The organism is Rathayibacter oskolensis (genome assembly GCF_900177245.1).
GTDB classification, from domain to species: Bacteria; Actinomycetota; Actinomycetes; order Actinomycetales; family Microbacteriaceae; genus Rathayibacter; species Rathayibacter oskolensis.
In genome coordinates this window covers 48572-61716 of sequence record NZ_FXBM01000003.1, presented here as the reverse complement: position 1 = coordinate 61716, position 13145 = coordinate 48572, and the positions used below count along the sequence as shown (strand labels likewise).

Genomic DNA, 13145 nt, shown 5'->3' with positions numbered 1-13145 from the left:
CCAGAACTTCGAGGAGTACCCCATGACCGATCCTGTCGCCGTCGACCGCACCCGCACGGTCGACCTGAGCGCCGTCGCCCGCTCGCACCCCGAGGGAGAGCCTCTCGAGCGCCTCCTGGCGACCGCCGCGGCCGAGACCGCCGCCGGAGTGACCGGCGTGCACCACCTCGGCGGCCCTGTCGCCCGCCGCCTCGACCGCGCCTCCCGCGCCGTGCTCGGCACGAGCACCAGCCCCGGAGTCACGGTCTCCCGCGTCGACGGGGTCACCACGGTCGACCTCGACCTCGTGGTGGAGTACCCGCACCGTGTGCTGGATGTGGCGGAGCGGGCCCGCGAGCAGGTGTCCCGCGCTGCCGCGCAGCTCGTCGACGGCGTCGTCGTGGTCGACGTGACCGTCGCAGACGTGCACGGGCCCTTCGATCCGATCGACGTGCCCGCGGAGGAGGGCGAGCCGCTCGTCGACCGGCCCCGCGGTGCGGACTCGACCGCCGCTCCCTCCTCGCACCGATCCGGGCAGGAGTAGTCCGATGAGGACCCGCTCCTCCGGCGGCTCGCGCCGCAAGCCCCGCGCGGCCTGGGCCGCCTTCGCCACCGGCGTGGTCGTCAGCGCCCTGATCGTCGTCGGCGTGCTGCTGCCCGTGCTCGGGCTGATCGGCGCCGCCGATGCGACGACCGTCGGCGCGCTCGACGTGCCCGTCGCCGCGATCACGGTCTCGATCGTGATCAGCTACCTGATCGGCCTCGCGGCCCTCGCCCTCGCCTTCGTGTCGCGGAACGCCGCGCTGGCCTGGGTGGCGGCCGTCGCCGCCGTCGTCGCGACCCTGATCGGCTCGATCTGGCCGCTGGTCGCGACGGCCTTCGCGAGCGTCGACCAGGCGCAGGACATCGTCCCCTTCCTCCAGGACCTGATCGGCCGCGTCACGGGCGGCTGACAGCCCCTCCGCGCGATCCACCCGTCGCGAACGGCCGTGTCGGCTCACGAGGACGGGCCGTCCGTGACGGATCGATCCCGGGTAGAGGTACTCGGTGGTCAGTCCCGCAGCGGCGACCCGACCACGTCGAAGCGGAAGCCGCCGAACTCGCCGCTCAGCAGCGGCCGGGCGGACGCGATCGCGGCCTGCACCTCTGCGAGCTCGAGCGAGGCGCGGTGCGCGTCGGCGCTCGTCCAGAGCTCGACGACGAACACGGTGTCGGGTGCGTCGTCGGCCACGCCCACCTCGTAGGCGAGGCAGCCGATCCGCTCGAGGGCGTCGTTCCGGGAGGTGAGCAGTGCGACGAGCTCGTCGCGTCGTCCGGGCAGGGCACCGAGCGTGCCGACGTTGGCGAAGGTCATGTGGTCAGGGTAGCGACGGCGCCCTCTGCCGTACCGTGACCGGGATGACGACGATCGCCGAGTACCTGGACGCCTACGACGAGCAGCTGCGCACCGATGCCGAGACCCCGAGCGCCGTCGAGGTCGCGCGGCTCGGCCCCCTGCGCCTGGTGACCTTCGCCGGCGGTCGCGGCTTCGTGACCTACCGCGATCTCGGCGGGGCCGATGCGGAGGCGATCCGCGAGCTGGTCGCGGGCGCCCGCGAGCACTACGCGGCCGACCCGGGCATCCGCAAGGTCGAGTGGAAGACGCGCGGACACGACCGGGCGCCGGGCCTGCACGAGGCGCTGCTCGCGCACGGCTTCGAGCCCGACGAGACGGAGTCGATCATGATCGGACCGCTCGAGGCGCTCACCCGCGACGCCCCCGTGCCCGACGGCGTGACCCTCCGCCGCGTGGTCGACGAGCCGGAGGTGCGCGCCTTCAGCGCGATGATCGACGAGGCGTTCGGCGAGGACGTCGACACCGCGATCGCCGACTCGCTCGTCGCCCGGCTCGCCCGAGGCGACGGCATGGAGCTGTGGGTCGCCGAGGTCGACGGGCGCATGGTCGGCGGCGGTCGTCTCGAGCCGGTGCCCGGCACCGGCTTCGCGGGCATCTGGGGCGGGGCGACGCTGGAGGGGTTCCGCGGCCGCGGCGTCTACCGCGCGCTGACGGCGGCGCGGGCCCGGTCGGCGCTCGCCCTCGGCCTCACGCTCGTGCACAGCGACTCGACCGAGTTCTCGCGGCCCATCCTCGAGCGATCAGGGCTCGTGAAGGTCTCGACGACGACCCCGTACCTCTGGCGGACCGACGGTTCGTAGGGGACCCGGTCCCCGCGCCGCTCGACCGGCGGAGCGGTCGCGCGACTCAGCTCGGCGACGAGATCTCGAGCGCGATGTTGTCGGGGTCGCGGAACTCGAGGATGCTCTGCCCGCCGGTCTCCTTGATCGGCTCGTGCGCGATGCCGAGCTCGTCGAGGGTCGCGGCGGCGGCCTCGAGCGCCTCGGGTCCGCTGACCGCGAAGCTGAGGTGGTCGAGGCCGACCCGGTCCTCGTCGAAGGTGTCCTGTGCGTCCGCGACGGGGCGCAGGCCCAGCAGTCCGCCCGGGAAGGAGTAGATGACTCCACCGAAGAGGAACGCGAGCTGCTCCTTCTGCTCCGCCGGTGCGTCGGCGGGCGGCGCCTCGAAGGCGACGTCGAACCCGAACACGGAGTCGTAGAACGCGCGCGACACGGCGATGTCGCGGACGGTCAGGCGGATGTGGGCGTAGTCGACTGCGGGGATCGGCACGGGGTTCCTCTCGGGAGGACGGGCCGAGGCGCCCGTCCGAGGAGCTTCGGAGCCGACGGCCCGGTCGGATGGCCGCGCACGCCTGCTGGTCGAGCAGCCGCGCAGCGGCGCATCGAGACCCCGGTGCCGTCCCGCGTCAGTCCAGCTCGGTCGGGCGCGTCGGCTCGGCGAGCAGCGCCCGCGCCGCCATGCCGATCACCGCGCTGTAGGTGGGGTACGCGAACCGGACGTTCGCGAGGGTCGCGACGTCGACTCCGGCCGCCATCGCCGTCGTCACCGACTGCACGACCTCGATCGCGTTCTCGCCGACGGCGTGAGCCCCGAGCAGGAGCTCGCGGCGGCGGTCGGCGATCAGCGTCAGGAACCCGCTCTCGCGGTCGTCGATCACCGCTCGATCCATGCTCGAGAACGGCACCGACGCGATCACGCACTGCGGATCCCGCTCCCGCGACTGCTCCTGGGTGAAGCCGACGCCCGCGTAGTCGGGGTCGGTGAACCCGCCGGCCGGCAGCAGGTGCTGGGGGCTGCGGCGGTTGGCACCGAGGACCGCGTTCTCGGCCGCCGCCTCCGCCTCGAACTGCGCGGCCTGCACCAGCATGTCGCGGCCGTTCGCGTCGCCGACGGCGAACACGTGCGGCACGACCGTGCGGAAGTACTGGTCGGCGGGGATCGCCGAGCGGACGACCTCGATGCCCGCGTTCTCGAGCCCGAGATCCTCGACGTCGGCGGGCCAGCCGGTCGCCATGATCACCGCGTCGACGCGCTCGGTGAACGACTCGCCACCGTCGCGCCAGCGGATGTCGATGGCGCCGTCGTCGGCCCGGTCGAGGCGCTCGACCGTCTCGATCCCGGTGCGCACCCGCACGCCCTGCCGCTCGAAGGCCGCGGCCACGTACTCCGAGATGCTCGCGTCGGAGGTGGTGAGGATGCGCGGAGCGAGATCGAGCAGGGTCACCTCCGACCCGAAGGCGTTGAAGACCGTGACGAGCTGCGCGCCCGTGTTGCCGCCTCCGATGACCGCGACGCGGCGGGGGAGCGACGGCAGCGACAGCACGTCCTCGGGCACGGTCGCCAGCTCGGCACCCGGGATCGGGAGGCGGCGCGAGTGGCCGCCGACGCAGATCAGGATCGAGCGGGCGCTGATCCGGCGTCCGCTGTCGAGCACGAGCGTGCTCTCGCTCTCGAAGCGCGCGCGGCCCTCGTGGATCAGCTCGACTCCGGCGTCGGCGAACCGCTCTGCCTCGCGCTTGATCGAGCGCACCTTGTCGACGCGCTCGTGCACGTGCTGCACGGTGGCCGCCCAGTCGATGGAGGGGGTGCCGACGTCGACGCCGTAGTCGGAGGCGGTCCGCGCCTCGCGGATGATCCGCGCGGTCTTCGCGAGCACGCGGGTGGGCACGCAGCCGGTGTTGACGCAGGTGCCGCCCACGCGGGCCGCCTCGAGCACGACGACGCGTGCTCCGAGCTCGGCGGCGCGGAGGGCCGCGGCGGTGCCGGCGGGCCCGGCTCCGATCACGGCGACGTCGTAGTCCCGGCTCCCTGCATCCTGCTTGCTGCTGGCGTCGTTCTGAGTGCTGGCGGGCACGGCGGCCTCCCGGTCGAGTTGATGTCCTCGCATCCTGGCGCCCGCGCCCTGACATCCCCTGAGCGTGCTCGAAGGAGGGGCCGGCGGCGCAGCCTCGAACGGCCCGGCCCGGGGGATTCGCATCCACGGCTGGGACACTGCACCGCGACGTCGGATCCTCCTGCGCGCGGAACGGCCGGCGGGCCGGAGACGAGGCTCTCATGGGAGTGCTGTACTACCCCGGAGGCGTCGAGGCCCCGTTCGAGGACCGCGTCCTCGCCCATCTCGAGATCGTCATCACCGCGAAGCTGCGGCGCGACGAGTCGTTCGCCTTCTCGTGGTCGCAGAACCAGGAGCTGGGCGGCGGCCGGATGAAGATCTGGCTGCACCCGTCGGTGCCGATCTCGTACCGGTTCCACGGAGGCAGGCAGCCCTCGATCAACCGCGACTGGGTCGAGGCGATGATGATCGCGGCCAGCTCGCCGGTCGGCCTGCAGCTCGTCCCCGAGCCCGGTGGCCCGCGAGCGGTCTGAGCGGCGTCAGTCCCCGGGTGCGGGCTCCGGCAGCACGCGGAGGCCGGTGGGGGACAGGGCCGCGCGCAGCAGGAGGTCGATCCACGCGCGGTTGAGCGGCTCGGTCGAGTCGGAGTCGTAGCTGAAGTACAGCGACGAGCTCTTCGAGACCCAGATGCAGCCGTGGCGGCCGGGGCGCTCGATCGCGGCGTCCTCGCCGACGTCGGGCTCGTCGTCCCAGTGGAACGAGAAGCTCTCATTGCGCCGGAGCTTCGAGATGATGACGGCCTCGGCGTGTCGGAGTGCTCGGTCGTCGATCTCGATCGCCGGCGCTATCCCGTAGATGAGCTGGCCCATGAGTGATCCCTCTCGCCGGTGTCCCCCGATCATGTCACGCGATCGCCCGCGGCGAGCCCGAACACCGGAGGCGGCCCCATCCGTCCCGGTCACGCGTGTTCGTTATGCTCCGCGGATGTCGTCGCCGCAGGAGCACCTGGCCGGGAGTCCGGCCGAGACCACCCTCGTCGCCCGGATCCGCGCCGGCTCGAGTCAGCTGGGCCCGAGCGAGCGGCGCGTCGCCTCCGTCGTGCTGAGCCGCCCGCAGGAGGTGGTCGACTGGTCCACCTCCGAGCTCGCGTCGGCCGCGCAGACCTCGGCGGCGACGGTGATCCGCGCGTGCCAGAAGCTGGGCTTCCGGGGCTTCCAGCACCTGCGGCTCGAGCTCGCCCGCTCGACTCCTGCCGCGCCGACCGAGGGGCGCGACGAGGTCGGCGCGCTGTTCGACGCGGCGGTGACGGCGCTGCGGGTCGCGCAGGAGACCATCGATCCGGAGGCGGTCGACCGCGCTGTCGCGCTCCTCGCCGACGCCCGCCGGCTCGTGCTCGTCGGCAACGGCTTCTCTGGCCCTCCCCTGCAGGACGCGGCGATGCGGTTGAGTACGCTCGGGCGCTCGGTGGAGGCACCGGCCGATGTCCTGGCGCAGCAGTTCGCCGCGCACGCCCTCGGGCCCGGCGACGTCTGCCTCGCGGTCAGCTACTCCGGAGCGAACGCGCACACCCTGGCCGCCTGCCGTGCCGCCGCCGATCGCGGAGCCGACGTCGTCGCGGTGACCAGCTTCTCGCGCTCGCCGATCGTGCGCCTGTGCACGGTCGCGCTCGTCGCGGCGCCCGCGGGGAGCAGCGAGGGCGTCGATCCGTTCCTCAGCCGCCTCAACCAGTCAGTGGTCCTGCACATCCTGCACGCGCTCCTCGCCCGGCGGGTCGGGTCGGCGGGCGCCGAGATGCAGCAGGTGGTCGCGGGCGCCCTCGCCGACGAGCTCTGAGCGTTCGCGCCGCGTCCGCATCCGCGTCACCCGGCGTTCATCCTCGACGCTCACGCTGAATCCGTAACAGTGTTCCGCGGCCTGCGGAACGGCAGGAACGGAGGACGTCGTGACGCACATCGAGATCGAGGGAGTCCTCAACGCCCGGGTCTTCGGCGACGAGACGCCCTGGCTCCTCCGGACGGCGGCCCTGGACGCCATCACCCCCGCGGGCATCGCGACCCTCCGAGGCCTCGGCGTGACCTCCGTCGTCGACCTGCGCGAGGACGTCGAGCGCCCGGACGGACTCGGGCCGATCGCCGTCCGCTCCATCCCTCTCTACGGCACCCCGGAGGGTCCGCCGCGGCACGGCTCGCTCGACGAGGTCTACGCCCGGCTCCTGCGCGAGCGGGGGGCGTCCGTCGCCGAGGCGGTCGCCGCCATCGCCGACGCCGACGGTGCGGTCCTCGTCCACTGCAGCGCGGGCAAGGACCGCACCGGCATCGTCGTCGCCCTCGCGCTGCTCGCGGCCGGAGCGACGGTCGACGACGTGATCGCCGACTACGCGCTCTCGGGCGCCCTGATCGAGCACGCGCGGCGCCCCCTCGTCGAGGCGCTGCTCGCCGAGCTCGCCCTCGATGCCGACGCGGCGGCGGCGACCCGCTCCCTCCACCTCGAGAGCCCCGCCTCGGCGCTGCGCTCGGCCCTCGCGATCCTCGACGAGTGGGGCGGACCGCACGCCTACCTCCTGCGCCACGGCGTCACAGTGGAGCAGCTCACTGCCCTGGCCGAGCGCGGAGCCGCCTGGTGAGCGCCGAGACCGGGCACCTGACCCTCCTGCACCTCAGCGACGTGCACGCGACCGACGGCGAGCTGCTCTACGGCGCGGTCGACGGTCTCGAGCGCCTCGAGCGCGTCGGCGCCTACGTGGTCGACGCCGGCATCACTCCCGAGGCGATCGTCATCACCGGCGACCTGATCCAGCGCGGCCACTCCTCCGCGTACCCCGCGCTCGGACGAGCGCTCGACCGGCTGCAGGAGCGGGTCGGCGCACCGGTGCTGACCGCCCTCGGCAACCACGACGACCAGGAGGCGGCGCGCCTGCTCCCGGGGCACGCCGACGGACACGACAGGGTCGTCGAGATCGGCGGACTCGGGATCGTGCTCCTCGACTCGCACGACGGGGCGCTCGGCTCCGAGCGGCTGGCCTGGCTCGCCGAGCAGCTCGCCGCTCCGCGCCCCCTCGGCACCGTCGTCGCCCTGCACCACCCGCCGCTGGCCTCGCCGCTGCCGACCCTCGCCCGGCAGGGGCTGCGCGATGCGGAGGCTCTCCTCGACACCCTCGCCGGGACCGACGTCCGCGTCCTCCTCGCCGGGCACTTCCACCACCCGCTCGCCGCGGTGGTGCGCTCGATCCCCGTCTCGGTCGGTCCCTCCCTCGCCTACCACCAGGTGATGAACGCGGGGCCGGACCGCGTGAGCGGCCACGACTCCGCGATGTTCTCGCTCCTGCAGCTCGGCGCCGACTCCGTGACCGGGTCGACGGTGAGCCTGCGCACGCCGGAACCCCTGTTCACCTCGCTCGCGCACCGCGACGCCGTCTCGGCCTGACCGTCGGTCGCGACTTCCCGGACCCCACCCGCCAGAACCGAAGGACCCCCATGCCCCGCCTCCTCCGCACGGCCGCCGTCTCGGCGTTCGCCCTCTCCACCGTCCTGCTCGCCGGCTGCAGCGGCACCGCCTCCCCCGCCCCCGCGGGCGAGAGCGCCGACGCCCTCGAGCCGGCGACGATCACCCTCTACACCTCCGAGCCGCAGGAGAAGGCCGACGCCCTCGTCGCGGCCTTCGCCGAGGTGCACCCCGAGGTCACCGTCGAGGTCTTCCGCGCCGGCACCGGCGACCTGACCGCGCGCATCGAGTCCGAGCGCACGGCCGGCGCGGTGCAGGCCGACGTCCTCCTCGCCGCCGACGCGGGCACCTTCGAGGACTACGCCGCCGAGGACCTGCTGCTGCAGTACAGCCCGGCCGACGTGGACTCCCTGAACCCCGACGTGGTCGACCCCGAGGGCTACTACACCGGCACCCGGATCATCCCGACCGTGATCGCCTACAACACCTCGCTGGTCGAGGAGGCCGACGCTCCCACGTCGTGGCGGGAGCTGACCGACTCCGCCTGGGCCGACAAGCTCGTGATGCCCAACCCCGACGTCTCCGGAGCCGCCGCCTACAACGCCGCCGTCTGGCTCGACGAGCCCGCGCTGGGTGAGGAGTGGCTCACCGCTCTCGCGGCGAACCGCCCCGTGATCGCCGACAGCAACGGGCCGGTCTCGCAGGCGGTCGCCTCCGGAACGCAGCCCGTCGGGATCGTCGTCGACTACCTCGTGCGCGAGCTCGCCGCGCAGGGCTCGCCCATCGCCGTCTCGTACCCCACCGAGGGTGTGCCCTACGTCTCGCAGCCCGCGGGGATCTTCGCCGACACCGACGAGCAGGCGGCTTCGGAGGCGTTCGTCGACTTCCTCGTGAGCAGCGAGGGCCAGACCCTCGCGGTCGAGCAGTCCTACCTGCCCGTCCGCTCCGACGTCGGCACCCCCGAGGGCGCCCCGTCGATGGACGACATCACGGTCCTCTCGCCCGATCTCGAGACGATCCGCGAGAGCCAGGACGCCGCGGTCGCGACCTTCTCGGAGCTCTTCCAGTAATGAGCTCGACCCTCGCCCGTCCCCTGTCGACCCCGGCCGCTCCGGCCGGTGGTCGGCGGGGGACGCCGCGCGTCGGTGGTCTCGCCGCGGTCCGCATCGCGCTGTGGGCGGTGTGCGCGGCGCTGATCCTCGTGCCGCTCGCGACCGTCCTCGTGCTCGCCGCCGGCGGGAACCACCTCGGGACGCTGCTCGAGGGCGACGTCGTGGAGGCGGGGGTCAACAGCCTCGTCTCCTCCGCCGCCTCCGCTGTGCTCGCGGTGGCCGTGGGCACCCTGTTCGCCGTGCTGCTCGACCGCACCGACCTGCCCGGCCGCCGCGTTCTGCGGCTGGTCGCGCTCAGCCCGCTGCTCGTCCCTCCGTTCGTCGGCGCGATCGCCTGGCTCGGCATCGCCGGCCCCACCAGCGCCCTCAACCTGTGGTGGCGCGGGCTCACCGGAGGACCGCTGTGGAGCATCTACGGCGGCGACGGAGTCGTCTTCCTCCTCACCGTGCACAGCTACCCGATCGCGATGCTCATCGTCTCGGCCGCCCTGCGGCGCATCCCCGGCGATCTCGAGCTCGCGGCGCGGATCGGCGGCGCCTCGGCCCTGCGCGCGGTCGCTACGATCACGCTGCCGCTGCTGCGGCCCGCGATCGCGTCGGCGCTCCTCCTGATCGCCGTCTCGAACCTCGCCGACTTCGGGATCCCCTCGATCATCGGGCTGCCCGAGCGCTACGTCACGCTCTCGACCCTCGTCTACCGCTACATCCAGTCGGGCACGGTCGAGAACCCGCTCGAGGTCGTCGCGACGATCGGCGCCGTGCTGCTCGTGATCGCGGTCGCCGCACTGGTGGTCGACGCGGTGCTGACCCGGCGCCGGGTCGAGCTCGACTCCTCCGCCGCGGCACCGCAGCAGCTGCGCCTCGGCCGCGCCCGCCCCGCCACCGCGGCCGTGACCTGGACGGTGGTCCTCGCCCTCACCCTCCTGCCCCTCCTGGCGCTGCTCTCGCAGGCACTCCTCCCCGCGCCCGGCGTGCCGCTCACGCTCGAGAACCTCACCCTCGACAACCTCACCCGCGCGGTGACCGCGAAGAACACCGCGACCGGAGCCGTCACGTCGGTGCTGCTCGCAGTGGGGGCCGGTCTGATCTGCGGGGCCATCGGCCTCGCCGTCGGCACCCTCACGACCCGCACCCGGGCGCGCGACAACGCGGCTCTGCGCGCGGTCGCCCTCCTCCCGCAGGCGATCCCCGGCCTGGTGATCGCCGTCGCCTGGCTCGTGCTCGCGCCGCGGATCGGGCTGTTCAACACTCCCTGGCTCATCCTCTGCGCCTACATCACCTCGTTCGTCGCCCTGGTGGTGCAGTCGGTCGCCGCGCCGCTGTCGGCGACTCCCCTCACGGCCGAGGAGGCGGCCAGGATCTCGGGCGCCGGCCGCCTCCGCGCGCTCGTCGACATCTCGTGCCGGATGGCCGTCCCGGCCGCCGTCGCGGGAGCGGTCCTCGTCGCGCTGACCGCTGTCCGCGAGCTGACGCTCTCGGTGCTGCTGCTCTCGCCGGGGGCGCAGACGCTCGGAGTCGCGATCTTCAACCTGCAGCAGGCCGGCTCCTACAACACCGCCTCCGCACTCTCCCTCCTCGTCACCGTCGTCGGGCTGGCGGGTCTCGGACTCGCCGCCCGCGCACCCCGCTGAAAGGTCACCGTGGCCTCCGTCTCGCTCGACTCCCTCTCCCTGCGCTATCCCTCGGGCGCGGTCGGTCTCGCCGACGTCGATCTGCAGATCGCCGACGGCGAGTTCGTCGCGCTCGTCGGCCCGTCCGGCTCGGGCAAGACGACGCTGCTGCGCGCGGTCGCGGGCTTCCTCGCACCGAGCTCGGGCACGGTGCGCATCGACGACACCGTGGTCTCGGGCGGCGGCGCGTTCGTGCAGCCGGAGGCGCGCGGGCTCGGCATGGTCTTCCAGCAGCACGCCGTCTGGCCGCACTGGTCGGTGGGTCGCAACGTCGACTACCCGCTGCGCCGCGGAGGGGTCGCGCGAGCCGAGCGCGAGCGTCGCGTCGCCGAGATGCTCGAGCTCGTCGGTCTCGACGGCTCCGCGCGCCGCGACCCCGCGACCCTGTCAGGCGGTCAGCGCCAGCGCGTCGCGATCGCCCGCGCCCTGATCGCCCACCCGCGCGTGCTGCTCCTCGACGAGGCGCTCTCGGCGCTCGACGAGCCGCTGCGCGATCGGCTGCGGATCGAGCTGCAGTCGCTGACCCGGCGGATGGGCCTCACCGTGCTCCATGTGACCCACGACCGCGACGAGGCGCTCGCGCTCGCCGATCGCGTCGTGGTGCTCGACGGTGGGCGGATCCAGCAGGCCGCATCGCCGGCCGAGATCCTCGAGCGTCCCGCCTCGGCCCTCGTGGCGAGTTTCCTCTCGGACGCCACGACCGTCCGGGGGAGGGTCGGCGCCGACGGCTTCGTCTCGGAGGGGCACCCGCTGCGCCTCGAGCGGTCGCGGATCGAGGGCGACGCGGTCGGCGACTGCGAGCTCGCGATCCTGCCGGACGACGTGACCCTCCGCCCCGGCGCGGACGCCACCGTGGTCTCCTCCCTCTTCGGCCGCGCGGGCAACGACGTCGTCCTCGACTGGTCGGGACTGACCGTGCGCTGCCACAGCCGCGAGCGCCCCGAGGTGGGTGCCCGCGTCGGAGTCGCCGTGGGCCGGGCGCTCGCGTTCCCCGCCGCGGCGTGAGGGCGGTGGGGCGACCCGCTTACGGCGCCGATCCTCCGACGAACTGGAAACCGCCCTCGAGCGAGCCGTCAGGGCGGAGCGCGACGCGGGTGTAGGCGGGGGACTCCCCGCCCGACCCGGTGCCGACGACCTCGAGCGAGCCTCCGTCGAAGAACGCGCGGAGCCCGGTGCACCCGGCCGAGAACGTGCCGTCGGCGCGACCGAGGGCGAGGCAGATCGTCGTCCCGTTCGGAGCGGCGAGGAGGAGCCGATCGCCCTCGGGGGTGAGGAACTGCGTGCTGTAGACCTCGGCTCCGGCCGTGATGAGCGACAGGCCCGTCGGCAGATCGGTGGTCGCCTCCCACCCGGCGACGAGCTCCTCGAAGCGGTCGGCGGGCCGCGCGGTCGGCGAGGGGCTGCCGGTGGGCGCGGTGACCGCTCGGTCGTCGAGCGCGAAGGAGGAGGCGACCGCGCCGAGCACGAGCCCGCCGAGCAGCGCACCCGCGGCGATCAGGGCGATGCGGGCGGTGGTGCGCCTCGCCGGCTCCGCCGGGGTCGGCACCGCGGGGAGGGGCGTCGAGCGCTCGCGGGTCGGGGCGCCGTCCGTCGCCTCCGCGTCCGCACCGCTCGCGCCGTCCGCACCCGCACCGTCCGCCGCGGCCCGGAGGCGCCGCACCGCCTCCCTGCGTCGGGTCTCGCTCCCGGCGTCGCCGCTCGGCCGCGCATAGAGTGCGCGTTCGAGATCCCTGCGCTCGTCGTCCTCGGCCTGCACGTCGTCAGTATGGCGGAGGCGCCCCGGGCACCCCTCGGCGAGGAGCCGGGGTCACGCCTCCATGACGCCGACCGCCGGCACGCCGTCGACCCGCTCGTAGCGCAGCTGCACGACGCCCCGCGGCGAGGTGACGGCCGGCTCGATCAGGCGGAGGCTCGTCGGCACCGAGCCTCCCGCGAACACCCTCTTGCCCTCGCCGAGCAGGATCGGGTGCACCCACAGCGTGAGGCGGTCGACGAGCCGCTCGGCCAGCAGTGACTGCACCAGATCGAGGCTCCCGATCACGTGCACCTCCTCGTGCCGCTCGCGCAGCTCGTGGATCGACGCCGCGAGGTCGGGCCCCAGCTGCGCGGAGCCGGCCCAGTCGAGGGGGACGGTCCCGCGCGAGGCGACGTACTTCGGGATCCGCTCGAACAGCTCGGCGATCGGGCCCGACTGGTGGGGCCAGTAGGCCGAGAAGAGGTCGAAGGTGCGCCGGCCGAGGAGCAGGGCGTCCATCCCGGCCATCCCGCTCAGCACCTGCTCGCCGACCGTCCCGTCGACGAGCGGGGCCTGCCAGCCGCCGAACGCGAATCCGCCCCCGGGATCCTCATCCGGACCGCCCGGCGCCTGCGCGACGCCGTCGAGCGTCTGGAAGAGATCGACCTGGATGCGTCCCATCACGCGTTCCTCCCCGGCCGTCGATCGAGACGACGGCCGCCCTCCGACGGTGGCACGGGGGAGGAGCGAGCACCAGGGCGGGCACTGTGCTCGCTCACAGTCGACCGCACAGAAATTGACGCAGGCGGAGTCTGTTCCGAGTCTTGACGGCCGCTGAAGGCCTGCACAGACTGGGAGCGCACACAGTTCAAAGGAGAACTCGCCCCGAACACTTGGATCGCGCCGCTCGCCGGCCCCGGTCACGTGAGCGCCCCACGGCCTCACCCCCTCGCCTCACGGACCCGCCTCCGCCGCACTC

Annotated in this window: 16 protein-coding genes; 10 read left to right on the top strand and 6 right to left on the bottom strand. The window is 73.7% G+C overall.

What is annotated here, in order from left to right; genetic code table 11:
- Positions 1-22 precede the first annotated feature (22 nt).
- Complete coding sequence (locus B9Y99_RS15350; RefSeq protein WP_085477515.1) at positions 23-523, top strand: Asp23/Gls24 family envelope stress response protein; 501 nt, start codon at positions 23-25, stop codon at positions 521-523.
- Between the two features lie 4 nt (positions 524-527).
- Complete coding sequence (locus B9Y99_RS15345; RefSeq protein ID WP_085477514.1) at positions 528-932, top strand: hypothetical protein; 405 nt, start codon at positions 528-530, stop codon at positions 930-932.
- A 98-nt stretch (positions 933-1030) separates the two neighbouring features.
- On the opposite strand, the gene B9Y99_RS15340 is transcribed toward B9Y99_RS15345, so the two are convergent.
- Entirely contained in the window at positions 1031-1333 is a 303-nt protein-coding gene (locus B9Y99_RS15340) for a putative quinol monooxygenase (protein ID WP_085477513.1), read from the bottom strand.
- A gap of 44 nt (positions 1334-1377) precedes the next feature.
- Between B9Y99_RS15340 and B9Y99_RS15335 the strand changes: the two genes are divergently transcribed.
- Positions 1378-2175: a GNAT family N-acetyltransferase gene (locus B9Y99_RS15335; RefSeq protein ID WP_085477512.1), complete on the top strand. Its 798-nt coding sequence runs from the start codon at positions 1378-1380 to the stop codon at positions 2173-2175.
- A gap of 46 nt (positions 2176-2221) precedes the next feature.
- Here the strand turns inward: B9Y99_RS15335 and B9Y99_RS15330 are convergent, their stop codons facing one another.
- On the bottom strand, positions 2222-2644 hold the full coding sequence (locus B9Y99_RS15330; RefSeq protein WP_085477511.1) for a VOC family protein: 423 nt from the start codon (positions 2642-2644) through the stop codon (positions 2222-2224).
- A 136-nt stretch (positions 2645-2780) separates the two neighbouring features.
- Positions 2781-4229: a dihydrolipoyl dehydrogenase family protein gene (locus B9Y99_RS15325; RefSeq protein ID WP_244274986.1), complete on the bottom strand. Its 1449-nt coding sequence runs from the start codon at positions 4227-4229 to the stop codon at positions 2781-2783.
- A gap of 200 nt (positions 4230-4429) precedes the next feature.
- Between B9Y99_RS15325 and B9Y99_RS15320 the strand changes: the two genes are divergently transcribed.
- Positions 4430-4741 carry a DUF7882 family protein gene (locus B9Y99_RS15320; RefSeq protein ID WP_085477509.1) on the top strand — a complete coding sequence of 104 codons (312 nt, stop codon included), beginning with the start codon at positions 4430-4432 and terminating at the stop codon, positions 4739-4741.
- Between the two features lie 6 nt (positions 4742-4747).
- Here B9Y99_RS15320 and B9Y99_RS15315 read toward each other — a convergent pair whose 3' ends face one another.
- Positions 4748-5077: a DUF7882 family protein gene (locus B9Y99_RS15315; RefSeq protein WP_085477508.1), complete on the bottom strand. Its 330-nt coding sequence runs from the start codon at positions 5075-5077 to the stop codon at positions 4748-4750.
- Between the two features lie 115 nt (positions 5078-5192).
- Here B9Y99_RS15315 and B9Y99_RS15310 point away from each other — a divergent pair, with 115 nt between their 5' ends.
- The 6 genes from B9Y99_RS15310 (at position 5193) to B9Y99_RS15285 (ending at position 11436) form a co-directional block, all read left to right on the top strand.
- Complete coding sequence (locus B9Y99_RS15310; RefSeq protein WP_085477507.1) at positions 5193-6041, top strand: MurR/RpiR family transcriptional regulator; 849 nt, start codon at positions 5193-5195, stop codon at positions 6039-6041.
- A 109-nt stretch (positions 6042-6150) separates the two neighbouring features.
- Positions 6151-6831, top strand: a complete 681-nt coding sequence (locus B9Y99_RS15305) for a tyrosine-protein phosphatase (protein ID WP_085477506.1) — start codon at positions 6151-6153, stop codon at positions 6829-6831.
- On the top strand, positions 6828-7631 hold the full coding sequence (locus B9Y99_RS15300) for a metallophosphoesterase family protein (protein ID WP_085477505.1): 804 nt from the start codon (positions 6828-6830) through the stop codon (positions 7629-7631). The genes B9Y99_RS15305 and B9Y99_RS15300 overlap by 4 nt, the downstream gene beginning before the upstream one ends.
- A gap of 50 nt (positions 7632-7681) precedes the next feature.
- Positions 7682-8719: an ABC transporter substrate-binding protein gene (locus B9Y99_RS15295; RefSeq protein ID WP_085477504.1), complete on the top strand. Its 1038-nt coding sequence runs from the start codon at positions 7682-7684 to the stop codon at positions 8717-8719.
- Positions 8719-10392: an ABC transporter permease gene (locus tag B9Y99_RS15290; RefSeq protein ID WP_085477503.1), complete on the top strand. Its 1674-nt coding sequence runs from the start codon at positions 8719-8721 to the stop codon at positions 10390-10392. Before B9Y99_RS15295 ends, B9Y99_RS15290 begins: the two co-directional genes overlap by 1 nt.
- Before the next feature lie 9 nt (positions 10393-10401).
- A complete protein-coding gene (locus tag B9Y99_RS15285) occupies positions 10402-11436 on the top strand; it encodes an ABC transporter ATP-binding protein (RefSeq protein WP_085477502.1) in 1035 nt (344 codons plus the stop codon).
- Positions 11437-11455: 19 nt separating this feature from the next.
- Here the strand turns inward: B9Y99_RS15285 and B9Y99_RS15280 are convergent, their stop codons facing one another.
- Both B9Y99_RS15280 and B9Y99_RS15275 read right to left on the bottom strand, forming a co-directional pair.
- Complete coding sequence (locus B9Y99_RS15280) at positions 11456-12187, bottom strand: hypothetical protein (RefSeq protein WP_085477501.1); 732 nt, start codon at positions 12185-12187, stop codon at positions 11456-11458.
- 51 nt (positions 12188-12238) lie between these two features.
- Positions 12239-12847: a dihydrofolate reductase family protein gene (locus tag B9Y99_RS15275; RefSeq protein WP_085477500.1), complete on the bottom strand. Its 609-nt coding sequence runs from the start codon at positions 12845-12847 to the stop codon at positions 12239-12241.
- Positions 12848-13145: the final 298 nt, after the last annotated feature.